Annotated in this window: 25 protein-coding genes; 14 read left to right on the forward strand and 11 right to left on the reverse strand. The window is 44.9% G+C overall.

All coding sequences use genetic code 11. From position 1 onward, the window contains the following. Positions 1–214: 214 nt before the first annotated feature. Positions 215–763, forward strand: a complete 549-nt coding sequence (locus H6F74_RS27620; RefSeq protein WP_190445309.1) for a hypothetical protein — start codon at positions 215–217, stop codon at positions 761–763. Between the two features lie 358 nt (positions 764–1,121). Continuing rightward, positions 1,122–1,550 carry a hypothetical protein gene (locus tag H6F74_RS27625; RefSeq protein ID WP_190445310.1) on the forward strand — a complete coding sequence of 143 codons (429 nt, stop codon included), beginning with the start codon at positions 1,122–1,124 and terminating at the stop codon, positions 1,548–1,550. 42 nt (positions 1,551–1,592) lie between these two features. On the opposite strand, the gene H6F74_RS27630 is transcribed toward H6F74_RS27625, so the two are convergent. After that, entirely contained in the window at positions 1,593–2,423 is an 831-nt protein-coding gene (locus H6F74_RS27630) for an ABC transporter permease (RefSeq protein ID WP_190445311.1), read from the reverse strand. A gap of 70 nt (positions 2,424–2,493) precedes the next feature. Next, positions 2,494–2,718: a hypothetical protein gene (locus tag H6F74_RS27635; protein ID WP_190445312.1), complete on the reverse strand. Its 225-nt coding sequence runs from the start codon at positions 2,716–2,718 to the stop codon at positions 2,494–2,496. Between H6F74_RS27635 and H6F74_RS27640 the strand changes: the two genes are divergently transcribed. Next, entirely contained in the window at positions 2,712–3,431 is a 720-nt protein-coding gene (locus H6F74_RS27640) for a hypothetical protein (protein ID WP_190445313.1), read from the forward strand. The genes H6F74_RS27635 and H6F74_RS27640 overlap by 7 nt on opposite strands. 86 nt (positions 3,432–3,517) lie before the next feature. Next, positions 3,518–4,057 (forward strand): DUF3172 domain-containing protein, encoded by a 540-nt coding sequence (locus tag H6F74_RS27645; RefSeq protein WP_190445314.1) that lies wholly within the window; start codon positions 3,518–3,520, stop codon positions 4,055–4,057. A gap of 61 nt (positions 4,058–4,118) precedes the next feature. Here H6F74_RS27645 and H6F74_RS27650 read toward each other — a convergent pair whose 3' ends face one another. After that, a complete protein-coding gene (locus H6F74_RS27650; protein ID WP_190445315.1) occupies positions 4,119–5,258 on the reverse strand; it encodes an AMIN domain-containing protein in 1,140 nt (379 codons plus the stop codon). 220 nt (positions 5,259–5,478) lie between these two features. Here H6F74_RS27650 and H6F74_RS27655 point away from each other — a divergent pair, with 220 nt between their 5' ends. Then, positions 5,479–7,005, forward strand: a complete 1,527-nt coding sequence (locus H6F74_RS27655; protein ID WP_190445316.1) for an ATP-binding protein — start codon at positions 5,479–5,481, stop codon at positions 7,003–7,005. 2 nt (positions 7,006–7,007) lie between these two features. Here H6F74_RS27655 and H6F74_RS27660 read toward each other — a convergent pair whose 3' ends face one another. From H6F74_RS27660 to H6F74_RS27680, 5 genes are all read right to left on the reverse strand, one after another. Then, positions 7,008–7,424 (reverse strand): pentapeptide repeat-containing protein, encoded by a 417-nt coding sequence (locus H6F74_RS27660; RefSeq protein WP_190445331.1) that lies wholly within the window; start codon positions 7,422–7,424, stop codon positions 7,008–7,010. A gap of 142 nt (positions 7,425–7,566) precedes the next feature. Next, on the reverse strand, positions 7,567–8,457 hold the full coding sequence (locus H6F74_RS27665; protein ID WP_190445317.1) for a glycine betaine ABC transporter substrate-binding protein: 891 nt from the start codon (positions 8,455–8,457) through the stop codon (positions 7,567–7,569). A 101-nt stretch (positions 8,458–8,558) separates the two neighbouring features. Next, on the reverse strand, positions 8,559–9,191 hold the full coding sequence (locus H6F74_RS27670) for an ABC transporter permease (RefSeq protein ID WP_190445318.1): 633 nt from the start codon (positions 9,189–9,191) through the stop codon (positions 8,559–8,561). Positions 9,192–9,232: 41 nt separating this feature from the next. Continuing rightward, a complete protein-coding gene (locus H6F74_RS27675) occupies positions 9,233–10,000 on the reverse strand; it encodes an ATP-binding cassette domain-containing protein (RefSeq protein WP_190445319.1) in 768 nt (255 codons plus the stop codon). Between the two features lie 375 nt (positions 10,001–10,375). Continuing rightward, positions 10,376–11,821, reverse strand: a complete 1,446-nt coding sequence (locus H6F74_RS27680) for an MFS transporter (protein WP_190445320.1) — start codon at positions 11,819–11,821, stop codon at positions 10,376–10,378. Positions 11,822–11,887: 66 nt separating this feature from the next. Between H6F74_RS27680 and H6F74_RS27685 the strand changes: the two genes are divergently transcribed. Beyond that, entirely contained in the window at positions 11,888–12,415 is a 528-nt protein-coding gene (locus H6F74_RS27685) for a phosphoribosyltransferase (protein WP_190445321.1), read from the forward strand. A gap of 457 nt (positions 12,416–12,872) precedes the next feature. Beyond that, positions 12,873–13,505, forward strand: a complete 633-nt coding sequence (locus H6F74_RS27690) for a low molecular weight protein arginine phosphatase (RefSeq protein WP_190445322.1) — start codon at positions 12,873–12,875, stop codon at positions 13,503–13,505. On the opposite strand, the gene H6F74_RS27695 is transcribed toward H6F74_RS27690, so the two are convergent. Continuing rightward, the gene (locus tag H6F74_RS27695; protein ID WP_190445323.1) at positions 13,406–14,437 is read right to left on the reverse strand and encodes an AEC family transporter; all 1,032 of its coding nucleotides are present in this window, start codon (positions 14,435–14,437) and stop codon (positions 13,406–13,408) included. The genes H6F74_RS27690 and H6F74_RS27695 overlap by 100 nt on opposite strands. A 240-nt stretch (positions 14,438–14,677) precedes the next feature. Between H6F74_RS27695 and H6F74_RS27700 the strand changes: the two genes are divergently transcribed. Together H6F74_RS27700 and H6F74_RS27705 are read left to right on the forward strand one after the other, a co-directional pair. Next, on the forward strand, positions 14,678–15,586 hold the full coding sequence (locus H6F74_RS27700; RefSeq protein WP_190445332.1) for a M15 family metallopeptidase: 909 nt from the start codon (positions 14,678–14,680) through the stop codon (positions 15,584–15,586). A 3-nt stretch (positions 15,587–15,589) separates the two neighbouring features. Continuing rightward, entirely contained in the window at positions 15,590–16,276 is a 687-nt protein-coding gene (locus H6F74_RS27705; RefSeq protein ID WP_190445324.1) for an ATP-dependent Zn protease, read from the forward strand. Between the two features lie 180 nt (positions 16,277–16,456). Here H6F74_RS27705 and H6F74_RS27710 read toward each other — a convergent pair whose 3' ends face one another. After that, positions 16,457–17,446 carry a diguanylate cyclase gene (locus H6F74_RS27710; protein ID WP_190445325.1) on the reverse strand — a complete coding sequence of 330 codons (990 nt, stop codon included), beginning with the start codon at positions 17,444–17,446 and terminating at the stop codon, positions 16,457–16,459. 844 nt (positions 17,447–18,290) lie between these two features. Further along, the gene (locus tag H6F74_RS27715) at positions 18,291–18,494 is read right to left on the reverse strand and encodes a heavy-metal-associated domain-containing protein (protein WP_190445326.1); all 204 of its coding nucleotides are present in this window, start codon (positions 18,492–18,494) and stop codon (positions 18,291–18,293) included. A 597-nt stretch (positions 18,495–19,091) separates the two neighbouring features. Between H6F74_RS27715 and alaS the strand changes: the two genes are divergently transcribed. The 5 genes from alaS to H6F74_RS30775 all read left to right on the forward strand — a co-directional run bounded on the left by alaS (position 19,092) and on the right by H6F74_RS30775 (position 25,280). Then, the gene (gene alaS / locus H6F74_RS27720) at positions 19,092–21,734 is read left to right on the forward strand and encodes an alanine--tRNA ligase (RefSeq protein WP_190445327.1); all 2,643 of its coding nucleotides are present in this window, start codon (positions 19,092–19,094) and stop codon (positions 21,732–21,734) included. A gap of 504 nt (positions 21,735–22,238) precedes the next feature. Continuing rightward, complete coding sequence (locus tag H6F74_RS27725; RefSeq protein ID WP_190445328.1) at positions 22,239–23,963, forward strand: adenylate/guanylate cyclase domain-containing protein; 1,725 nt, start codon at positions 22,239–22,241, stop codon at positions 23,961–23,963. Positions 23,964–24,027: 64 nt separating this feature from the next. Beyond that, on the forward strand, positions 24,028–24,288 hold the full coding sequence (locus tag H6F74_RS27730; protein ID WP_190445329.1) for a hypothetical protein: 261 nt from the start codon (positions 24,028–24,030) through the stop codon (positions 24,286–24,288). A gap of 37 nt (positions 24,289–24,325) precedes the next feature. Beyond that, positions 24,326–24,829, forward strand: a complete 504-nt coding sequence (locus tag H6F74_RS27735) for a VanZ family protein (protein WP_206756365.1) — start codon at positions 24,326–24,328, stop codon at positions 24,827–24,829. Positions 24,830–25,151: 322 nt separating this feature from the next. Continuing rightward, positions 25,152–25,280 (forward strand): hypothetical protein, encoded by a 129-nt coding sequence (locus H6F74_RS30775; protein WP_277875884.1) that lies wholly within the window; start codon positions 25,152–25,154, stop codon positions 25,278–25,280. Positions 25,281–25,473 lie beyond the last annotated feature (193 nt).

Genomic DNA, 25,473 nt, shown 5'->3' on the forward strand with positions numbered 1-25,473 from the left:
TGCTACCCAATTTTCTTTATCTTCCACTAACATCTGCAAGTATCTCTTTCCTAGCTTTTATTTTTATTTTACCTGTAGGGGTTTGATTGCACAACTCATTTAGGGCTGCTATAAAGCTGGTGCTGGAGACTGGAAAACGCCGCTAGGGTATTACGAAAGCGCGATCGCAGAATTAGAACGAACACGCGAACAGTTTCAAACAGAACTACAAATATTGAGAGAGTTGCAAGTTTCTCACGCAAATTTTAAAGCAGAACTTCAGGCGGCTCAGACAGAAATACAAACTCTGAAAGCGGAGCTTAAAGCTACTAAAGCAGAGCTTCAAGCTAACAATGAAAACCTTGAAAATATAGTAGCAAAATCCCAAAAAGCAGCCAAATCAGTTCATTCTAAAACCAATGCGGCTCAAGACACAGCTAATGCGGCTTTTGCGGAAATTAAATCTGTTAAAGTTGGGATTGAAAATGGCGAAATTGTTGCTCAGAAAGCCTTAATGTTGCAAGGTATGGATGACAACCATTGGATGAGATTTTGCAAACTTGATAGCATAAATCATCATTGTTTCCAGGTATGGAAAGCTGATGATAATACATGGCATAATGATATTCGAGTGAAGGCTGCAACATTTTTACGAGCCAGAGATGACAACCATTGGATGGGATGTCATCGAGTTGATAGTCGAAATAATGATGTTTTTGATATCTGGAGAGACCAAAGATGGCACTCCACTAGCCGAGTCCAGGTAGCGACTAGGTTGAGGTAGAGGCTGACTCAACAGAGTGATCGCGCAATTAAATCCTCTTCTGGAAATTCTTAGTATTTTGGCAGTTCAAAATTTAATCTAGCTGATGAGGGAATTGAATAAGCATCGACGAAGGAAAGCGCGATCGCTTCTTTTGGACAACTAATTTTTGTTTTATTTATACTAATATGTCACTTTGTGCAAGCGTTTAATTGCTTGAAATAGCTAAACAAATACAACAAAGAAAACTAAAAAAATACAACTAATACAAATAGGCTTTACTTAAAAATCAGTATATTTACTGAAGCTTTGAAGCATGGAACTAAGGGAGAATTTGCACACATAGCTCTTTGCTAGAGCAATTGAAGGGTGCGACTCAATGTTTATTAAACAACTCTCAGTAAATACCGCAGCCGCCGCGTTGATTACTCTTGGAACCGTGGCAGCAGCAACGGTAATATCTTTTTATTCCATTACCGATGTGGGAACGCTTGGCAGAACGCAAAGCTACGTCAAGGGGATCAACAACTCCGATCGGATGATAGATGGGTCGCACGCGGTGTGGGAAAATGGCGCGATCGCTACCCTTGCTGAATTGGCTACAAACTCCAGCAGTGCTGATGACATTAACAACTCACAGCAAGCGATCGCTCAAGGGGAAAATTGGTATGCGCCGCAAGCCTTCCTTCCCCGCACTGCTAAAATACAACATCCGGATAACTCTAATAACGCCCTTCAAAGCGATCCGCAACTGATTGTGTCACAGGAGCCTCAGACTGTAAGAGCGCTAAATCGTAGAGATGAATAAGCTACAGTAAACCATCCTTGAGGCGATCGCTTCACCCTACTATTAATCTTGTTGGTGAGCAAATTGATAAGCACCGACAAAGGAAAGCGCGATCGCAGCCACCAGCAAAACTGGTATCGCGTACCAAGGAAACTGGGACACTGGGAAATAGGCAGCAGCGCGTAAGCCAATGCTGGTATAAGTTAAGGGTAGGAAATAGACAATTACCTTCAGGGCTGCGGGGAGAGTAGCAGGATCGAAAAAAGTCGCTCCCAAAAACGACATGGGGATGATTAAAAAGTTATTGTACAGACCGACAGCTTCAAGCGATCGCACGCTTAACCCGACAATCACACCCAACCCGGCAAATACAGCGCAATTCAGCACCACCAATAGCAGAAACAACGGGTTCAAAAAACTCCAAATTTTTCCGGTAAATAGCACCGCCACCACAATTACAGCACCCGCCGTCAACAACCCCCGCACCACTCCCGCCAGCATTTTTCCCAAGTGCAAAGCTAGAGGATGTACGGGAACCAGCAGCATTTCCTCAAACGTCTTTGTGTAGAGGCGTTCTCCACAAATGGAAAACGTTGTACCAGTGAAGCTAATCACCATTGATGATAGCGCCACCATCCCCGGCAGCATAAATTCTAAGTAGTTATTGTAGTTGCTGCTAATTCCTGCACCAGGCTTGATGGAACTACCCAGCCCTAAGCCAAAAGCCAGAATGTATATTAGAGGCGATACGAGTCCAGATGCCGCCACAGGCAGAATCCTAACCCGTAAATCTAACCAATCCCCCCAAAATACGGTGAGAGTGTCGGCGATCAGGGTTTGAAACTGGGAGCTTTTAAAGGTTTTGCCCAAATTATGGGACGCTTGTGATTTCACAGATGCCAGCCAATTGAGAGAGTTTCTTAATTTCTACTTTACATTTCTCAAGCGCTCAACTGACTAGGGACTAGGGACTGGGGGCTGGGGACTGGGGACTAGGCAGTAGGGAGTAGAGACTAGGTAAGACTTTTTCCTCTTCCCAATCCCCAATCCCCAATTCCCAATCCCCAATCCCCAATCCCCAATCCCCAATCCCCAATCCCCACTCGTCAACCAAGGGCAAAATCGGTAAAAATAAAACAACGCCTACTCTCAGGGAAAGTAACCACTGGAGCGATCGCACTGATGACAAGACTTCTGATAATCTTTTTCATATTCTTAATTTTGGCACTTGCTTACATTATTAGTGAGCAACGTAGAACCAAAATTAAACAAATTAAAAGTAGCCTTGTGGTTTTGGTGAAAGGTGCTGAACAAAAATATCCCAATCTACCTCTAAAAAATTATGGAATTCCTTTGATGGTTCGGCGGGAGAATCGAGTGCAAGTAGTCTTTCCCAGACTGACGCAAAATGGTGATGTTGAGTACATTTATTCCTGGCACGAGCTGAAGGATGTGCAGGCAATTGCTCCCATATCCAAAACCAACGATCCCAAGCTAACTACTATAAAAGAATTGGCTCCTATTATTAAAGAACATTGGCAAATAGAGCCGGAGATGTCAGCGCTTGAGGAGCAATATAGTAAGATTAATAATTTGGCAAATTTAGTATCAACTTCCGATGTATATTCAGTCCAAATCGATACTTATGACAGAGCATTAAAACAGGTAGAAAAATTGCTTTCAAAAGCCGAACAGTTACAAAAAATATATGTTCGCTTAATTAGAGAAGCTTTAATCGGAGTTCAAGTTGCTGAATATAATCCGGATAGTCTTCAAGTCTCGCAGATGGCTTTTGATTCGCAGTACCAACGGCTTAAACAAGAGTATCAAACTATGAAAGATGTCGCCCATGCTTATTCCCAACTGTTGAGGGAAAGCAGAAACCAGGAAGATGAGGAGTAATACCTCATCCTTGCATCCCTAGTCATACTAGGAGAAGAACAGTGCGATCGCTCCCTACTAAGTTTGGTAAAATTACCTAACCGACGATGAAACGTAAATCTAAATACCCTACCTCTGACCCCTATACTGCCCCTAAAGCTTCTAAATCATCCCCTTTCAATTACACTTCCATCGCCATCATTGCTGGCGTGTTTATTTTGGGAATTGGGGTGGGGATTGGCTTTAGCTCCACAGCGACGTTTACTCCAGAAAACGTGGCATCTCGCGATTTTATTGACCGCGCTGCACCAAATCCTGAGCTTTGCGTACAGTATGGAGCTAGTGCTATGGTCATGGATACCCGCGTCTATGTAACGCTGAATCCCTTCAATGTCTATGTTTCTCAGCCGAATATGCGTCCCGGTTGTGTCTTGCGTAGCAATAACTGGTCTATTCTGGAGCAAAGAAATTTGGTGACATCGGAACAGGTGCGGGATTGTAAGAACCGGATGAACACCTTTGGCTACACAGGCGCTTTAGAGGGTACGCCGGATATCCGCTGCATCTATCAGAACGATGGCGCTAAAAACTTCTTCCTGAATCAGCCGGGAGCAGGCCCAGCAGCACCGGAAACAAACAAATTCTAGAAGGTTAATGGCTAATGGCTAATGGCTAATTTTTAATTGCCATTAGCAAAAAAATCCAACTTTATCGCAAATCCTTGGTTAACTTAACTTGTAGGATTTGATTTGGTACGATACTGTTTTCGGGAACCTGTCGAGCGCGTCGCAAAAGTGGCGATCGCGCTGTTAGGCGAATGTTACGTCCGCCGAGAGAAATGGCTTGGGCAATGAAGCGACTGCCACTCCGGTCGCTCTCAAAGCGCCCAATTACCTGTGTGCCTGTTGGGAGAATTATATTCCCAGCTTTGTCGAGTATTTCTTCCTGTAGCAGCAACACCTCCTGCCTTGAGGAACCAGCCTGCAATTTTAATATCTTATCTCCCGGATATCTTAAAATCAGCTCGCTTCCAGAAGGCAACATCACATTTGGGTTGACATACGCCAATCGCCTCTCTACAGGTGCCGCTGCATCAATTTCTAGCGATGGTAGTGAGGACTCTTCTGCTCTATTTTCGCGCACAGGTGAGGCGATTTTCGGTGTTGGCAAGGGTTGACCAAATTCAACCACTCTGGTGACAGAAGGTTGAGACTCTATTACTGGTGTTGGTGCTGTCTCCCGTTGCAGGGGAGGAACGCTGACTGAGACGTTACTATTAGGCGAAAATCTCGCTGGGGGCAGCGTTCCGGTTGGCAAGTTAGCTCCGGTGCTTGTAGGGTTCAGAGGCGGTACGCTCACCACACCAGCGCGATCGCTTCCGAAAAAGTTAGCAGGGGGAAGCGTGCTGCCTTCAGGCGCTGCGGTTTGAACTCCAGAAATTAGGGGACGCAACACCCAGCGAACCCCTTCTAGGGGCCGCCCTTGTAGGGCATCGCCTCCCACCTGTTGCAGTTGCACCTGTTGCGGTGTCAACACCACCTCTGGCGACAGATCCATGACAATTCGGGTGACACCAGCCTGAAAGCGGGACACCCGAATTTGCCGCACCAGTCCTGTATAAGATTGTTGAGTTTCCACACTTCCCAACTCGGTATCGGGTAAATCTAGAACAATCCGAGGCGGTTGAGTTAGTAGGAAATAGCGCGGTGTCGTTCCCTCATCCACAGTCACTTCCAACTGATTTAGGGATGGGTCAAATCGCCAATTTGTCAAGCGGGCAGCTAGAGCCGCTATATCGACAGCGAGAGCCAGAATTGCGATCGCGCCAGCGAGACTAAAGGTTTTCAAAACTATTTTTGCTCCCCACATCACTATTTACTGAAAAACGCTGCTCCCAGTTACAGCAATTGTCTCGGTAATTTCAGCGATTTATGTCACCAAACAAGCTGATGTATATCACAAAATGATGACATTAAAAATCACATGATTCAAGAGAGAAGCATCACTCCGTATTTTCCCGTAGAGACAGATACTGGGGTGTGGGGCCACTCATCTCTAAAGACCTGCTATGTTCCTATGCCGTGACAATTCGTCAGCTGATGTTCCCACTTGGGTAGAGCGTTGGAGAAAAATCCAGAAAAGCCTCCTCAAGCGAACTATGCAATTACAGCAGGCTAATCGAGAATTGGCAAATCAAATTGCTGAACGCCGTTTAGTAGAAGAGGCGCTGCGGCAAGCTGAGGAAAAGTATCGCAGCATTTTTGAGAACGCCGTCGAGGGGATATTCCAGACAACACCAGACGGACGTTACATCAGTGCTAACCCAGCGCTGGCTAAGATTTACGGTTATGCTTCACCAGAGGAACTGATAGAAAGTCTTACCGACATCAAGCACAAGCTGTATGTAGATGCAACTCGTCGTGACGAATTTCTGAGTTTACTCCAAGAACGCGAGTATGTGAGTGAGTTTGAATCTCAGATTTATCGCCAAGATGGCAGCATTATTTGGATTTCTGAGAATGCGAGGGCAGTAAGCGACAAGGATGGTAAATTACTTTTCTGTGAAGGGTTCGTCACCGACATTACAGGGCGAAAATTAGCCCAGGCGAACCTAAAGGCATCAGAAGCAAAATTCCGAGAACAAGCCACTCAACTTCAGCTTACCCTGTGCGAACTTCAGGAAACTCAGAGCCTTCTGATTCAGAACGAAAAACTTTCAAATTTAGGGCAGTTAGTTGCTGGTGTTGCCCATGAAATTAACAATCCAGTCAACTTCGTTTGCAACAATCTCAGCTATGCAAATCAATATGCCCAGGATCTGTTAAATCTGCTACAGCTCTACGGGAAACATTATCCTCAACCAGTGCCAGAAATTAAAGAAGAAGTCGAGGCTATCGATCTAAATTTCCTAATTTCAGATTTTCCCAAAACTCTGTCTTCGATGCAAATGGGTAGCGATCGCATCCAGCAAATTGTCCACTCGCTGCGAAACTTCTCCCGGATTGACGAACCGCAGATGCGGACAGTTGATATTCACGAAGGCATTGACAGTACGCTGCTGATTCTCCACAGTCGATTAAAAGCTAGAGGCGGATATTCAGGGATTAACGTTGTTAAAGAATACGGCGAGTTGCCAGTAGTAGAGTGTTACGCCGGGCTCCTTAACCAAGTGTTTATGAATCTCATCTCGAATGCGATTGACGCTTTGGAAGCAGTAACAGGCAATTGCGAGGATTCCCATTCCCCATTCCTCAGTCACCAGTCCCCCTGTTCAGCCCCTAATTCCCAATCCTCATCCCAGTCCCCAGTCCCCAGCCCCCAGTCCCCATTCCCAACAATTCGGATTTCTACCGAAGTGCCAGACGACAATCAAGTGGCGATTCGGATTATCGACAATGGCCCTGGGATGACTGAAGAAGTACGCTGTCGGATTTTTGAAGCCTTTTATACCACGAAACCCACAGGCAAAGGCACAGGTTTGGGGTTGTCAATCAGTTATCAAATCATCGTTGAAAAACACAATGGCAAAATCGAGTGCATTTCTGCACCAGAACAGGGAACCGAGTTTATCATCAAAATTCCGATTCGTCAGTAAATTTACGGAGATACATTTTTGGGTAGATTGGCATCGTTTAATTTAGCGCCCGTTAAGAACGCACCCCAAAGATTTGCCCCTTCTAGATTTGCCCCAGTTAAATCTGCTTCCGTCAAATCTGCCATTTTCAAGTTTGCCCCTGTCAAGTTTGCGCCTCTGAGATTTGCCTGAAACAAATTCGCTCCGCTCAAATCTGCCCCATCCAGATTCGCTCCACTCAAATTCGCCCCACTCAGGGATGCTTCCATGAAACCAGTTTCGCTGAGATTCGCTCCACTGAGATCCACCTCACTCAGAGAACCCTCATGAAAGTTGGCTCCGCTTAAATTTGTGCCTTTTAGGGAAGTTCCAATTAAGTCTCCCCCTCTAAAATTCCGTTCCCCTGCGGCATATCGCTCCAGCAGTTCATCCTTCTCAATTATCATCAGCTTCTGTCTCTTGAACTCTTTTAAATAGTTTGACGCAACTGCTGAAATTTTTTGATGTATGCGTACCGTTGCCCTTGCAAAAACCCTGTTTATAGTAACAAACGCATTTCTATATTTTCAGCTTTTACCCCATCTATTTGTTACTGTTCTTTGACAAACCCTGCGATCGCAAAAATTCCCGCACAACTTGTTTCACATCCCGGCGTTCCCCATCCACGAGGTAATTCAGCCTTCGCATCTCTTTCTCAGAAATTAGTCCCCCCAGTTGTTGCAGAGCTTGACGTAACTCCGGGTGTTGTGCTAATGCTTCCTGCCGTACCACTGGCGCAGCTTCGTAAGGCGGAAAATAGTTTTTGTCATCCTCCAGCACCACCAGATTCAAGCTGTCGATGAGTCCATCAGTGGAATTACCAGCAACTAAATCCACCTGCTTTTGTTTTATTGACTGGTACATTAGCCCCAAATCCATCACCAGAGGCGGTTGTGCTAACTTTATCCCATAAGTTTTGGCTAAACCCGGAAACCCATCTGGGCGTTCGCTAAACTCAAAGCCAAAAGCAGCCCGCCACTTGGGTGTAAACTTAGCAGCTTGAGAGAGAGTTTGAATATTTAACGCTTTGGCATCTTCGCTGCGGACAATCATAGCAAAAGTGTTATTAAAACCCAGAGGCGGAGTCCATTCCAGATTGTACTGCTGGTTATATGCTTGTTGGACTCGATTGTAGACAGCCTTCGGATCGCTCTTTGGTTTTTCTTTCAGCACCGAAGTAAGGGCAGTGCCAGTATATTCTACATAAGCATCAATTTGTCCAGAAATTAGAGCTTGATGACAAACAAACGTACCGCCCAAATAGAGACGGCGATCAACTTGCAAATCTGTCTTGGCTTCAATTGCTTGCGCCAAAAGTTCACCCAGGATAATTTGCTCAGTAAAATTCTTTGAGGCGACGACGATGCGCCGATTCGAGTTATGGCTGCAACCTGCGATCGCTAACAGACAAATTATAGACAGAAATCGCTTCATAATCGTTATTTCAACGCCAATGAACGCCAATGAACGCAGAGATAAGAATTAAAAATTAGCATCTAATAAGTACCTCTGTTTCGACCTTTGCGTTGAAAAAATCATTTTTTTATAGTTAAAACATTCTCAACCAATCCTAATATAAAATCTGCCAGCAACGCCATCAAAGCCGCCGGAATCGCACCCGCCAAAATCAAATTATTATCTAAAATTGCCACACCTCGGAAAATAAATTGTCCTAGTCCACCAGCACCAATTACAGCGGCAATTGTCGCCACACCAATACAAATTACTGTTGCCACCCGCACACCTGCTAAAATAAAGCCTAAAGCCAGCGGCAACTCAACTTGAAATAATAGTTGCCAATCTGTCATTCCCATGCCTCTACCAGCTTCGCGGATGGCTGGATCTACTTTAATAATACCTGTGTAAGTGTTGCGAATAATCGGTAGTAGGGAATATAGTACAAGGGCAACAATTGCTGGACGCGCACCAATTCCTCCTAGCAATGGCAGCGGGATGAGAAAGCCAAACAGTGCCAGGCTGGGAATTGTTTGCATGACGTTGGCAAAGCCTAAAATTAGTTGATGGAATTTGGTGCGAGTACACAAAATTCCCAGCGGAATTCCCAACAAAATAGCAATCCCAATAGAAACTCCTACCAAGAACAAATGTTCCCGCGTGTACTGAAAGAGTTCAGCACCATACAAGTTGAAAAAATTATTCAAATTCATTATTTTAAGCCTGGTAATAGATAATGGGTATTATTCACCAATTAGCCATTAGCCAAAATTGGGTTTCCAGCTTGCAAACATTGAGTGTAGGCGCGAACTTCCTCTGCTTCTGATTGCAAAAATTCACTTGGGGTACCCAGCACTACTAAGCGTCCTTCGTGCATTAAACCAATTCTGGAAGCTAAAATAAATGCTTCTTGAATGTCATGAGTGACAAAGACAATTGTTTTACTCAGTTGCTGTTGCAATTGACGTACTTCGCGCTGAATTTCCAACCTGGTGACGGGATCTAGTGCGCCGAAGGGTTCATCCATTAGCAAAATTGGCGGATCTGCTGCTAAGGCGCGTGCTACGCCTACGCGCTGTCTTTGTCCTCCTGAGAGTTCGTGGGGATATCTGGGTGCAAATTTCTGGGGATCTAAGCCAACTAGGTGCAATAGTTCGGAGGCTCTTTGGCGGATGCGATCGCTCTTCCATCCCTCCAGCGCAGGCACTAATCCTACATTCCGTTCTACGGTGAAATGGGGAAACAAGCCAGTTTCTTGAATTACGTAGCCAATTTGCCGCCGCAACTTAATCGGGTTCCATTCTCTGGTCGAAATTCCTTCAACCCTGACTTCCCCGCTTGTTGGCATCAGCAAGGCATTAATTAACTTCATTGTGGTGGTCTTGCCGCAGCCACTCCTTCCCAGTAACACCAGCGTCTCACCTTGCTGGATGCTGAAACTGAGATTTGATATCAGGGGTCGTCCGTTTACCGAGTAGGTAACGTTGTCAAATTCAACCGCGTTGTGATTATTTTGGGGCATTTTGTAGGGATTAGCTATCTTTCGATTAGTTTTTAGCTTAATCGATGATGCTGATACTCAGTGCAAGGATTAAAAAGTTTTAAAAAAGTTTTTAATCTGTATCGCAGCTAACTTTTGGAGCTGCCTAGATTAAATAATAGAAATCTTATTTAATAAAATATTGCGAGATACTTCTTCCTTATCAAAATCATTATATCAGAGAAAATAGAGTAAAGTCTAGTAGTTGAAATAAAAAAATTTCGTTTTCCTAGCCTCCGACATTCCCAGCCGGAAACTAAGCCGACCGCCTTACATTATCTGTAAGTTTTGTGGGTGTAAGGGGGCTGGAATGAGTTCCTAGCCGACAGCTAGGAACTAGCTATTAGCAATTAGCTACTAACTTTTTTTGCGTTCTTTCAGCTTCAGCAAGATTTCTGCGTGAACTTCGCGGGTAATCGGATAAAAATACGCCAAAACTAAGCCCCCAATCAAAAAAATCATGGGTAGAGGGCCAACAGCAAAGCGGATAGCTTGTAGTGCCGAATCTGGTTGTACTGGTAGCATACTTTGTCCTGGAACAGCTTCTTTAAAGCCAGATGTTTCTAAAGCCATTCCCACTAAAAATAACCCGAAGGCTAAACCGAATTTTTGCAGCAAAACCATGAAACCATAAAAAATCCCTTCTCGGCGTTGTCCGGTTTGTAGTTCATCGAGTTCTATGACATCTGGCATCATCGACCAAGGGATGAGATAAGCTGTGGAAATACCAAAACCTGCCATTACCGCTAAAAGGTACATTAAACCTATTTGATTAGGCTGTAAGAAAAATAGTCCAGCTTGTGCTATTATCCATACGCTCATTCCCATAAAATAAACAGCTTTTTTACCAAATCGCTTACTCAAAGCACTCCAGACAAATAGCATTAAAAGGGCGGTACCTTGAACCCCAATAAGCACACTTGGGACATCTGATTCTTTGAGGCGCATCCAGTTGACGACAAAGTAGGGAATAACGCTGGCTGTCAACTGTACAGCTAACCAGGAACAAAGATAGATACCGATAACAAAGAGAAAAGCACGGTTGCTGAAAACGATTTTTAGCTGTTCGCCAATGGGAAGAGATGCTGGTTGTTCAGTTTCAGTGCGTCTGCGTTCAAAAAACATAACGCGATCGCGTATTCCGAAAACGCACCAGTATAATGATAGAACCGAAATTACTGTACAAACTGCCGCTAAAACGACATACTGTTGCTGGCGGTCAGCAATGTTCTCAAAAATAACTTTCGCTAAAATCAACGATAAAATACTACCGCCAATGGAAAAAGTAAAGCGAAAGCTATTAAGACTGGTGCGTTCGTTGTAATCTTGAGTTAGTTCTGGAGTAAGTGCGGTATAAGGTAAATTCACAACGGTGTAAAACACCTGAGACAAAACCCCAATCGCCACGTAATACCAAAACAACCCCCACATTTGAACCGTTGGTTCGCCGCTAAATCGCGGTACAATCCACTGTAAAAAAAAGAATATTCCAAAAGGAATAGCTCCATAAAATATCCAGGGAAGACGACGACCCCAACGACGAGATTTCGTTTTGTCCGTCAACACCCCCACAAAAGGATCGTTAACGGCATCCCAGATTTTCCCAATCAGCAGAATGCTACCCGCTAACCCCGCCGGGATACCAGCAACATTAGTAAAGAAAATTAGCAGGAAAAATACGGCAATATTGGCAGTAATCGCTGGGCCTAAATCCCCTGCACCATAAGCCAGCTTTGTTTTGAAGTCCAGCTTGTCATTTTCAGGAGTTGGTTGGGGATAGTTTTCGGGGGAAGAATTGTTCATAACGGCTTGCGCTCATAATAAAATAAATGGCTCGCCACTTAGTATTAGATCGAAATCGCACACCTCATGGCAGACCTTTACGTTTCTTGGTCAGATTATCACCAAAAGATTGAACAGTTGGCGGTGAAGATTTATCAATCCCACTGGGAGTTTAACCAGCTTGTCTGCCTTGCGAGGGGCGGTCTGCGGGTGGGTGATATTTTATCGCGGATTTACTGCAAACCGTTGGCGATTTTAGCTATCACTTCTTACGGTGGCCCAGGCGATCGCGTCCGGGGTTCTCTTAGTTTCTCCCACACCCTGACGATGACAACCGCCAAGTTAGGCAACAAAGTCCTCTTAGTCGATGACTTGGTAGATTCTGGTGTCACCCTCCGGGAAACTATCCCCTGGCTGAAGCAGCACTTTGCCGCTGATGTTGAGGAAATTCGTACCGCCGTCATCTGGTGGAAAGCTTGCTCGGTCATCGCGCCTGACTACTACGCCGACTATCTCCCAGACGACCCTTGGATTCACCAGCCTTTTGAAAAATACGAGCAAATTAGTCCCGCTGAGTTGGCAGCGAATTATCAGCAATTAGCAGTTAGCGAGTAGCTATTAGCTTTTAAAAGGCTACTGCACAACTAATGGTATTTGTCAACAGCCCTCTCTGAGAGGGTGTTAATTCGACACGGAAAAATTTATGGGAAAATTTTCGGTTTGAGCCGGCAATTTCTACGCTATTTCAAGGGTTTTAGGTTACTATAGTTATAATCCAATCCTTATGGGTAATAGTATTAATTATAAAATCAGAATTATAAAATAATTTTATTAGCTTAGCAAAATGAAATAAATTAAGCAAGCCCTGAAACATCGTGAATGCGTTAATTTATTAAAAATAATTCTCAATAAAATTGTTGAGGTTTCCTGACAGATATAAAAATATCAAAACAGAGTTCAAGAAAAATATTTTTTATACTAATAATTTGTAGTTGATTTATTTAACAAGTCAGGGGATGGGAGCATCAGTCGTAGCATACTGGCATAAACCATCGTTCCACTCACTTCTAAGATGCGAGTTCTATTTGTTTGTACTGGAAACACCTGTCGCAGCCCGATGGCAGAAGAGCTATTTCGGAAAAAGATTGGGGAACTGGGGCAAAGGTGTGAAATTGAGGTGCAATCGGCGGGACTTCATAAATTTAAGAGTTTTCCAGTTTCACCCCATGCTGTAACCGTGTTGTTAGAGTACGGTATTGAGTGCGATCGCGAACCAGTTGGGATAAATCCAGAACTAATCGAGTGGGCAGATTTGGTGCTGACAATGACGAGGTTTCATAAAAATGTAGCGATCGCTATATTTCCCGAAATTATCGCCAAAACTTTCACCCTCAAAGAATTTGTGCGATCGCAAAATTCCTTAGATATTAGCGATCCCGTTGGCAAATCTTTATCCACCTATCGGCAATGTGCTGCTGAAATCGACTTTGCACTCAATCTTTTATTGGAGTTACTCCAAGTTGAGCCTTTTTCCCTCCCCACCCCTAACCCCTTACCCCGCACACTACCCCTGTTAAGGTGGCTGATTAAACTAATCACAACTAACTACCGACCAAACAACAACAACCAAACTGGCAGAGTAAAAAGCAGACCTGTAGATCCCACAGCCAAAGCTGTCACCGTCAAATTGCGGTCAAGATCGTAAGCTTCCGCCAAAATCAGAGTAGCAAACGCTGGAGGCATAGCCATTTGTAAAACAATGACCAACAGAGGCGAACCGCTTACACCCAGCAGCAATAATCCAAGACCCAACAGCATTGGCACCAGCAGCATTTTAATCCCCAAACTGACCCAAGCCTGCCCCAGACTATCCCAGTCAGAAAGCTGACTCAGGCGCATTCCAATTAAAACCAGAGACAAAGCCACTGCACCCCAACCGCACAACCGCAAACTTTCCTCGACAGGGTTAGATAACGGCAAGTTGCGAAAAATCAACCCCAAGGCAAAACTCCACAACGCCGGATTAATCACCACAGCCTGAAGGATTTTCCAGTGACTTTGCGCCGCCATCCCAAAACGTGCAGCCAAGACAACACCCAAACCGTAAGCCCCTAACGTAGTGCCAAGCAAATCGTAGAATAATGCCCAGCCAAAGTATTGCGAACCCACCAAAGCCAGCGTCACCGGATAACCCAGATACCCAGTGTTACCAACCATTGAGGCTAAGAGGAAACTTCCCTGAGTTGGTTTACTCCAAAGAAGGGATTGGGGATTAGGTGACTCTGAAGAAACATCTGCATTATTCTGTCCCCCAGTCAACCGTCCCCAGTCCCCAGCCCCCAGTCCCCAGCCTCCAATCCCTTCTTTCCCCCCTTGCAAGACAATCCAGATCCAAGCTAAGCCAGCGCCGAAGAAAATAGCCACCCAAGCGGCGACCGATGCAATCCAAATTGGGCCGGATAAATCGGCGTGGCGCAGAAAGGCAAAAATGCTGATCGGTACGCCAATCCAAAAGAGAAATTTGCCTAAATATGCCGGAACCACTTTGGGCAGTTGGCGACCTAAAATCCATCCCAGCAGGACACTGCCACCCAGCCGCAGATAAAGTTCTAAAAGCTGAGTTACTAGAGGGGGCATGATTTCCTGAGTTGTAAACAATAGTAGTAGACTGGCACCTGTATGCTACTTTGCCAGTCTCTATTTATGTTAAGCATCACGCTTAAAGATGAAGAAGGGAATACACAACAGATGTTGATAGACCGACGTGCGTTTAAAATTCCTGTATAGACGGGATTTTGGTTGATATAAGTAAAGTTCAGTCTCACTGCTGTTGTGATTCTAAAAATTAACCACTAAAAATTAATAGGAGTGGCTGTTTTGGATAACGCGGGTATACCTGGAAAACCCCCAGAAACCTCAGTACCGCCGATAGACGATATTCCAGAGGCGTTGCGGGATACACCTAAAATTAAACGTCGGCGACGATTGAAGCCGATACTATTACTTGGCGGTTTGCTAGGATTAGGAGCGATCGCTTTGCTTGTGGGTATTTTCTTACCTCGTCCCACACCCCAGTCGAGTGCGTCAACTTCCCAACCGAATCCCACTCAAACCAGTCCAACGCCCACAGCAACAGCCCAAGCTACCATCTTCGGACACTTTTCCTACCCGGAAGCACCCGCCTCAGACCTGCAACCAATTTCATTTAATGGTCGCCTGAAAATGCGTAAAGCTGCTGCTAAACAATTTCAAGCAATGGTAGCAGCAGCACGAGCGTCGGGTGTTAATATAGTTCCAATTTCCGGTTTCCGCTCTATTTATGAGCAGAAGCACTTATTTTTTGATACCAAAGCGCAACGGGGACAGTCAGCTAGCGAACGAGCTAAAGTCAGTGCGCCTCCAGGCTACAGCGAACATCATACTGGCTATGCGGTAGATATTGGCGACGGAAACGTTCCGGCAACAAATCTCAGCCCCAGATTTGAAAATACAGCTGCCTTCAAGTGGCTTGTGAAAAATGCGCCATACTATAGCTTTGAAATATCATTTCCCAAAAATAATCCCCAAGGTGTTAGTTATGAGCCTTGGCACTGGCGCTTTGTCGGCGATAGCCACAGCCTAGAAACATTCTACAAAGCCAAAAATTCCGAAAACACTCAGCAATCACAATTAACTAAGCCTTCCCCAGTCCCAACTCTCCAGTTCCCAGTTCCCAGTCCCTCCTCCCCAGTCCCAACTCTCCAGTTTCCAGTTCCTAGTCCCTCCTCCCCAGTCCCCAGCCCCTAAAAAATGCAGCAAACCGCCCTAAATTTAATTGCCATTGGTGTCTTTGCAATTACGCTTTCTAGTCTGCTGGGGCCAATGTTTAACATATCACCAGCAATCCCCGCGATCGCTACTTTTGGCATCATGGGACTCTTCACCCTCGACACCCTCACCTTCCAAGGTAAAGCTGGTACAATCTTTTTGGATTTGTTAGCCGGGAAAAATCCCCAACATCGCGATCGCATCCTGCGCCACGAAGCCGGACACTTCCTCGTCGCTTACTTACTCGAAATTCCGATCACAGGTTACACCCTCAGCGCCTGGGAAACCTTCCGACAAGGAATTTCCGGACTTGGAGGAGTGACATTTGATACCCACAAATTGCAGCAAGACTTCCCCTCACCTTGGGAAATGCAAGTTATCCTAGATCGCTTCTGCACCGTCTGGATGGCTGGTATCGCCGCCGAAACTATAGTTTATGGAAGTGCAGAGGGAGGCGCGGAAGATCGCCAGAAAATCAGATATGCTTTGACACAGTTGGGAATTCCCGTCAGCAACCAAGAGCAAAAAGAGCGTGCCAGTGCTTTACAAGCACGTACTTTGCTTGAGGAAAACTCTCAGGCTTACCAAGCGTTGGTAGCTGCAATGGAAGAACGCGCCTCAGTGGAAGATTGCTATCAGGTAATTGGGCAATATATTGTTAGTAATTAGTTGTCTGTTGTTAATAACTAATTACTAAAATTTCTTTTCTAACCCGCTAGACTTGACTATATTTTTCTGATATACTGAAGTCGATAAGGAAGAAATATCTGCTAATATTTTTTACTTAACAAGTTTTCAAAATTAAATAATACCCAGCTCAGCACCAGCCAGTAGTGAGTAAAATACACTTCACTCACTCACAACTCGGTTGCGACCATCAGATTTAGCTTGCAACAGATTTTCGTCGGCGCGTTGCAGCAAACTCACACCTTTAGGATCGTCCGCGTCATTGAGAGTGCTTGATCCCAAACTGATAGTAATATTCAGCGCCGTTGTGGGATTAATACTGAAAGGTTGGTCGCCGATCAGACGACGCAAGCGGTGAGCTACCATAGGAGCTTCTTGGGCATCTGTGTTGCTGAGAATAACGACAAATTCCTCACCCCCGTAGCGGAAGAGAGTGTCTTGAAAGCGCAAATTGTGCAGCAGACGGGCGGAGAGAAGTTGGAGAACGCGATCGCCTACCAAATGTCCGTAGTTATCATTAATAGACTTGAAAAAGTCCACATCTAAAATTACCAAGCTTAGCGGACGTAAGCGAGTACGAGCATTTTGAACTTGTCGGGGCAACTCCCATTCTAAGGCGCGACGATTATTTAATTCCGTCAAAGGGTCAGCCAGCGCCATTGTTGATAATAAATCGTTAGTTCGCATCAGCTGGCGATAGTTTTGCACCTTCCGTAATCCCGCCTGAATTTGCGCCACCAGCAAGCGATTTTGCAACTGCATCTCTTTTTGTACAAGGGCTGCACTTTTTTTTCTAACAGGAGCAATTTGCAAATAAGCATCTGCCCCCTTTTCCAAAGCTTCGCAAGAAAGTGCCATTTCCCCTTGTCGATCCCAGAGAGTCCGTTCACGGGTAATCTGGGGACGATCTTCTACAAGGATGCAGTAAATTCCGGAAACCTGAGTTTGTTGTTTTATCTGACAACATAATTCCAGACTGCCTTCAAAGCTTGCCTGCACAATTACAAGATGAGGCAGCCGGTTATCAAGCATCGGCATTACCTCATCCATCTGAGAGAGTGCCTCCACCCGGAGAGCGGTTAAATCGCTAATCCGCTTGAGAAATGTGGCAATAAAGGCATCACCTCCAACGACCAGAACAAAAGCATCCATTAGCGTAGGTATACTTGGAGAATCAGGGCGCTGTTCCTGCTGACAAATTGTGGGAACTTTAACCACTAGAGATAATTAGAGCAACGACAGAAACGAACAGGCAAAAGACCCTGATACTAGATAAGCGTGCATATTGTGGGACAAGTGCAGCCAATTATTTTTGAGGTTATACACTTTAACCAGGTAGCACGACCAGACTGTAACCTTATCCTTAACACTTCTTTTACATTTTGTTACATTTGGATACTACAAGTCTTCAAGATGACGATTCCACTGCTGACGGGCAACTTTCTGAAATCTTCACAGAAAAACCGCCACAGCCCCAGGTTCTTGAAGCGCTTGTAAGCAGAGCCTTTATATTTATGCTGGCAGATGATAGCTGTTTATTGCCAGTGTTCAGGTGAATGCTGGTAAGGGAGGGAGCATCCCGTATTTGTAAATCGCCCACAGACTGGAAGTCTCGATGCTCCACAAACGAAGCCTGCCGACCCAGGCCCAATTGAGTCCGCGCAGGCGGACTTTGTTTGTGTAGCTGCGATTTCCAATCGCCTGGTATTTTTGCAAAACTGGGATGCACCCGGTAAGGGAAACGCGATCGCGCTTCTATATCTGTACTTCACCCCGCCTGTGCCATCCGCTAGAGATAAAATTTTTCGTGCGATGAGGCAAACAGCTAGATCCACCAGAAGAAATCATCTGATAATTCCAGAGGAACTTAGGCGTAATTGCTTACTCTAGTTCTACCCAGATGAGGTGTAGTTTGTATTAATTTTTAATAAACATAAAAGCCAGCTAGGGCATCACCTAACTGGCTGATAATTAATGCAAGCGTTGCTTCGTAAGGTTATTGATAACCTTCAACAGTGTGACCTGTCGCCACGATCGCTTGTTTAATTGTCTCTTCAGAAGCTTCAGCTTCCACTGTCACCGTCTTGGCTTGTACATCCACTTCCACCTTGGCATCAGGTTCCATAGTCTGGATAGTTTCGGTAATCGTTTCTGCACAGCCATTACAGACGATAGTGGGAACTTTTACTTTAAGTGCCATCGATTAATCCCAAATAATTGCGGTTATTTTCAAACCTTTATCCTACCGCTGGATGAATAGAAAGAAATCTATCTTAAGCGATGAACCTATTAAAAACCCCTATAAAAAATTTTTGGGCTTAGTCAAGTGCGACTAAGCCCGTTAAAACGAAAGAGTTAGTTTTTTCAAAAATTAAACATCAACTACTAGGGTGGACAATTAGGCAGCTTCACCTCTCACTTTTCCCGCATGGTCGTCTCTTCTTAGACCCTGGTTTGGCGTTGCCTTCTAAAGGCGTTTGCCACTACCATCTATGCTTGGTGGGTTACTGCTGCACTTGGGTCACAGACCGGGGACACCGCGCCTATGTCGCCCATTCGTTTCATCTTCCTCCTCTTTATCTCTCACTTCCTGGTGTCCACTATTAAATTAACATCCCCTTCACTGGAGGATCTGCTGAATTTACCAAACTTGATGTATTTTTACCAATTGCAGTTAACCATTAAACAATTGCAACTTTTACTAGGATTGCTACTCTAAGGCTGGAGGTGATGCAACAAGGCATAAACAAATGTAAAAATAGATAACACGTTGACCGACAATCCCTTGTAAACTCCCATGTCTTCTTTTCCCCAGTTCCTTAGCGGTAGTGAAATTCGGCAAAAATTCCTCGACTTCTACGCTTCTCGTGGACATCAAATTTTGCCGAGTGCTTCTCTGGTACCAGAAGATCCCACCGTACTGCTGACGATCGCTGGGATGCTGCCATTTAAGCCAATATTTTTGGGACAGCGATCGCCCGAATTTCCCCGCGCCACCACCTCGCAAAAGTGCATCCGCACCAACGATATCGAAAACGTAGGACGCACCGCCCGACATCACACATTTTTTGAGATGCTGGGAAATTTCAGCTTTGGGGATTATTTCAAAGAACAAGCGATCGCCTGGGGTTGGGAACTGTCAACACAAGTCTTTGGCTTACCCCCAGAACGCCTTGTAGTGAGTGTCTTCCGGGAAGATGACGAAGCATTTGCCATCTGGCGGGATAAAATTGGCGTTTCGCCACAGCGCATCCAGCGTCTGGGAGAAGATGATAACTTCTGGGTATCTGGCCCTACTGGCCCTTGCGGCCCCTGTTCAGAAATATACTATGACTTCCACCCGGAACGCGGCGACGAACACATCAATCTAGAGGATGATACTCGGTTCATCGAGTTTTATAACTTGGTGTTCATGCAGTACAACCGGGATACAGAAGGTAATTTAACACCGCTTGCTAATAAGAATATCGACACCGGAATGGGACTGGAACGGATGGCGCAAATCCTCCAAAAAGTTCCGAATAACTACGAAACAGACCTGATTTTCCCAATTATCAAAACAGCAGCCCAAATTGCCGGAATTGACTACGCCAGCAGCGAGGAGAAAACCAAAGTTTCTCTGAAGGTAATTGGCGATCACGTCCGGGCAGTTGTCCACATGATAGCTGATGAAATCCGCGCCTCGAATATTGGACGGGGTTATATTTTACGGCGATTAATTCGGCGCGTAGTACGTCACGGGCGGCTGATTGGCATTGAAGGTGAGTTTACAACGAAAGTGGCAGAGACTGCGATCGCGCTTTCCGAATCTGCATACCCCAACGTCCGTATCCGAGAAGCACAAATTAAAGCTGAATTGCAACGAGAAGAAACCCGCTTTCTCAAAACTCTGGAAAGAGGCGAAAAACTGCTGGAGGAAATTATCCAGCAAGTTAAGAAAGAAGGAAAAACCGAAATTAGCGGTGAAAGTGCTTTTACCCTCTACGACACCTACGGCTTCCCCTTAGAACTAACTCAAGAAGTTGCTGAAGAAGAAGGAATTACCGTAGACGTGGAAGGTTTCAATGTAGCGATGGAACAACAGCAAACGCGATCGCAATCAGCCCACGAAACTATCGATTTAACCGTACAAGGTTCTCTCGATAAATTAGCTGAGGATATCCACTCTACTGAATTTCTCGGTTATACCCAACCCGTCAGCCAATCCCAGGTAGAAGCAATACTTGTAGAGGGTTTCTCTGTGGAAGCGGCGGAAGCGGGAACAAGCGTACAAATAATCCTCGATCAAACCCCATTCTATGCAGAATCAGGGGGACAAATAGGCGATCGCGGTTACATTTCCGGCGATTCAGTTTTGGTACGAGTTGAAGATGTCAAAAAAGAATCCGATTTCTTTGTCCACTTCGGTCGCATCGAACGGGGTACGCTGCGGTTAGAAGATACCGTTACCGCCCAAATTGACTTAGCTTGTCGTCGTCGCGTTCAAGCGCACCACACAGCAACTCACCTATTACAATCAGCTTTGAAAAAGTTTGTCGATGACGAAATTTCTCAGGCTGGTTCTTTGGTGGCTTTCGACAGGCTGCGCTTTGACTTTAACTGTCCTCGTCCCGTGACACCAGAAGAGTTGCAACAAATCGAGGAACAGATTAATACTTGGATTGCAGAAGCACACCACGCCCATACTGAAGTATTGCCCATAGCTGAGGCAAAAGCAAAAGGCGCGATCGCGATGTTTGGGGAAAAATATGGCGATGAGGTGCGGGTATTAGATATTTCCGGCGTTTCTATGGAATTGTGCGGCGGTACTCATGTGAGTAATACCGCTGAAATTGGGCTATTTAAAATAGTCTCCGAGGCGGGAGTAGCATCAGGTATCCGACGAATTGAAGCTGTCGCCGGGCCAGCAGTTCTGGAATACTTGAATGTCCGGGATAAAGTGGTTAAAGAGTTAAGCGATCGCTTTAAAGTCAAACCTGAAGAAATCCCCGACAGAATTACCAACCTCCAGAACGAACTCAAAGCCTCCCAAAAGCAATTAGAAGGATTAAAAGCAGAACTCGCCTTTGCTAAATCCGACCAATTACTCAGCACAGCCCAAACAGTCGGCGATTTCAAAATTCTAGTTGCCGAATTGGGAGAAGTTGACGCAGAATCCCTAAAAACTGCGGCTGAAAGATTGCTGCAAAAATTGGGCAATGGTGCCGTATTCTTAGCATCAATTCCCGAACCAGACAAAGTAAGTTTTGTGGCACATTTTAGCCCAGATGTCAATAAAAAAGGATTGCAAGCTGGCAAATTTATCGGCGCGATCGCGAAAATTTGCGGCGGCGGTGGCGGCGGACGACCCAACTTAGCGCAAGCTGGCGGACGCGCTCCAAGTAAGCTGAAAGAAGCCTTAGAAACAGCACGCACCCAGCTTCTTGAAGGTTTGCAATAAGTCCCGTAGGGTGGGCTTTTTCCCACCTTACAAAATCTTCTCTTCTAGTCTTTACCTTAGCGTTATGCAGCGTCTAAGCGATTTATTTTGTTATCTAAAAGCTGTGACTAAAGCAACACAAACATCTGCATTTTAATAAGCAATTGAAGCAGTATAGCAATCCGATTTGAGTTGTGAGGTGCCAGCGCTTCAGATACCCGACTTATTAAAGAAGTTGTGTATCTCGGCTTATAGTAAGTTGCATTGAGGGTAAGCGAAACTCAACCCATGTAAAAGAATAGTTGGGTTTCCTACCTCAACCAAACCTATATATTGTCATTATTTAGCTACGAGAAGGTCAAAAAGATATAAGGGGAAATTACCGGATTATATATCTTTAAAAACGCTCAGACACAATTCCACTCAGCCTTAAGCAAGTCTTAGATTAGAGAATTTTCTCCGGTTTAAGTTATGTTGTGGATGTAGCGCGTCAGTACCCGCATAGCTGACCGCTCATTTAGGTGCATGAAACTGCGCGAGAAAACACTGCTGGCGATTGGCGTGACCGTTGTAAGTTTGATTGGGGTTTTGTATGTCACCTCCTCAACCATCTTGGTGAACGGCTTCGCCAAATTGCAAGAACGGGAGGCTTACCGGAACGCTCAACGAGTTCAAGATGCCCTCTCTAACTACCTTAGCGATTTCAGCGCCTTGAACGATCAATGGGCGGTGTGGGATGACACCTATAACTTTATTAAGGATGGCAACAGCCTCTATATCGAGCAAAATCTGAACGATTTTTCCTTGCGACCACTCAAATCCAACTTGATACTGTTTATCAATTCCAAAGGTGAGTTAGTTATCGGTCGCAGCTTCGACTTAAAGCAGCGCCAGGTAGTACCTATTCCCAAAAACGTCCAAACATACCTGGCGGCTAATCGTTACCTGCTACAAAATCCCCAGCAACAGCAGCGCTTCACCGGGATAGTTCTCCTCCCAGATGGCCCAATGGCGATCGCAGCGGGGCCGATTCTAAATAGCCAAGGTCAAGGGTCTAGTCGGGGGACGCTGATTTTAGGGCGATACTTGGATGCTGAAAAAATTCAATATTTAAGTAAATTGACCCATTTGCCCATCACTGCGTACCAGGTAAACGACCCGCAATTGCCTTCTGATTTCCAATCGGTGCGTTCTGCTTTGTCCAAAATGTCCGATTCTTCCATTCTCGTCAAACCTCTCAGGGATGGTTTGGTGGTGGGATATGTTTTGCTACGGGATATCTACGGAAAGCCTGCGCTACTGTTACGAGTGGATCTGCCCAAAGAATTTTATCAACAAAGCCAATTCCTGCTAACTTATCTAGTGGTTAGCTTAGGCATATCAACCTTGGTCGTAGGTATCTTGTTTACTGGTGCAACTCTATTACTGTTAGAAAAATTGGTGTTGTCGCGCCTCGCTTATCTCAGCACTGAAGTTAAAAGTATTGGCAGCAGTGGGGATCTTTCCATGCGCGTGTTAAGCGCTGGCAAAGATGAGTTATCGATTTTGGCGCGGACAATTAACTGGATGCTAGAAGCTTTAGAGTCGTCTTTAAAAGATTTAACAGCGGAACAGGAAAAGGCTGAGCGACTGCTGCAAAATATCTTACCGCAAGCGATCGCAGAGCGGTTGAAAAAAGAACAGCGTACTATTGCGGACAACTTCGCTGAGGTAACGGTGTTATTTGCTGATATCGTTGGCTTTACCCAGCTAGCTGCTCAGACATCGCCTGTAGAACTGGTAAACTTGCTCAACCAAATTTTCTCAGCTTTTGACCAATTGGCTGAACAGCATGGGTTGGAGAAAATCAAGACAATTGGCGACGCTTATATGGTTGTTGGTGGTTTACCCACGCCGCGAGAGGATCATGCGGAAGCGATCGCGCAAATGGCTCTTGATATGCAAAATGAAATTACCCGATTCAATATCGCCAATGGTTTAAACTTCAGCATCCGCATTGGCATCAACACTGGGCCAGTTGTGGCGGGAGTAATCGGTCTGAAAAAATTTATCTACGATCTATGGGGAGACACTGTTAATATCGCTAGCCGCATGGAATCTCACGGTAAGCCTGGGTCTATTCAACTAACTGCTGCAACTAAAGAGTGCTTACACGATAAGTATCACTTACAGGAGCGAGGTTCTATCCAAATCAAAGGAAAGGGAGAAATGACCACTTATCTACTCATTGGCATCAAAACTGAATCCTGAGTTAAAAGATTGTTATACCCTTCCCCCTCTTACCACTTAACCCAATTTAGAAAGGCAGAAATCTATGGCACGAATTAATCCCTACACAATACAAATGCAAGTTAGCCGGATGTTTCAGGACGGGCAAGCTTTTTTTGCCACGATGAAAGTGCAGGATTGGTTGAAGGAACGGAATGAAGATCCCGCAGCCTACGATATCATTTTCCATCAGAAACCAGCAGCGCCGGGAGCGATAGAAGCGATCGCTATCGAAATTGAACTGCGCCGTCGAGATGGGCAACCTGTCGATTCCTGGCTGCAAGAAGAAGTCAATCGCCACGCCTAACAAATACACGATAGTTCATGGCAATAAGCCATGAACCATGACCAAAAAGAGCGTTACTTCTGGAACGCTCTTTTTTTGTGATGTAGATATTTCTATAGCAATCCTAAATATTACCTGTCGCTCTCGTGATGCCCGGGCTACTCACTTAGCTATATTACCTTCTCAAGGAATGGGAATGAAATCAACTCAACGCTGGATTTTGGCTTTTTGCCTTTACTTCCTTATTCTGCTAACAATTATTGTCTTAGCTTATCGGGGCATTCTCCCTGTCAAAATCTCAGCAATTCCCTTCTATGACACAATTGGACACTTTATCTTATTAGGAATTGCCTCTTACTTAGCTCATAAATCTCTCGGTAAGCGCATGATTAAAACTTGGCCTTTGGCAATTACCCTGCCACTTGGCCCAATTCTCGTTACCATCTTTGCTATTGTGGATGAGAGTTTGCAGATGCTTTCACCCCTTCGCACCTCCACTTTGTCTGATCTTGTTGCTAACCTGGTGGGAATCTGGTTCTTTTACTGGTTAGCATCGCGCTAATGCAAGTCTTTTGATAATCAGTTCAGCCGCTTACCTTTTTGCAGATATCGAGTACAGGTGTAAGCGTTCCCCTGTATCTGCGGACTTAAGCCAGAGGGTTAATGACAGGATAGACTGGCGGATTTATTTTAGATTTATAAGGATTTAGATTGTCCGACTCTACTTCCACCACTTTAAAGGTTTTACAGAATCTTAATCGAAAATTCTGTCCTGTTTTCGGAATCTTTAAAAGACTTTTTGTATAAAGGAAGTAGGTCTAAAGATAAAAGCTAATCAGTTGAGTTAAAAGAATCAAAGAATCAATTTTTGCGAGGAGGTTTATATGTCTCGCTACAACCAAAACCAAGCTCCCTTTGTAAGAATTGTCTACTCTAAAGTCAAAGTAAACGGAAAAGTCGAATTGGTGCCGTTGGAACTGTATGCTGACGGCTCTGTTAAAAGAGCAAGTTAAAAACAGGTAATTGAGAAAAGTGAGGAGTTAAGAATTCTGGCTCTACCGAACTTGTTATGTAAAAATGTTAAAAATGGCTAATCAAAATAGCAGAAACAGAATAGGTATAAGAAGTGACATTTGTTGCGGGGCTTGAATTCTGGGATTGATTGTGATTAAGTAGATGCAGTAAAAAAGCAGCCCCAGACTGGGT

Origin of the sequence: Trichocoleus sp. FACHB-90 (assembly GCF_014695505.1) — a bacterium.
Lineage (GTDB): Bacteria > Cyanobacteriota > Cyanobacteriia > Cyanobacteriales > FACHB-T130 > Funiculus > Funiculus sociatus.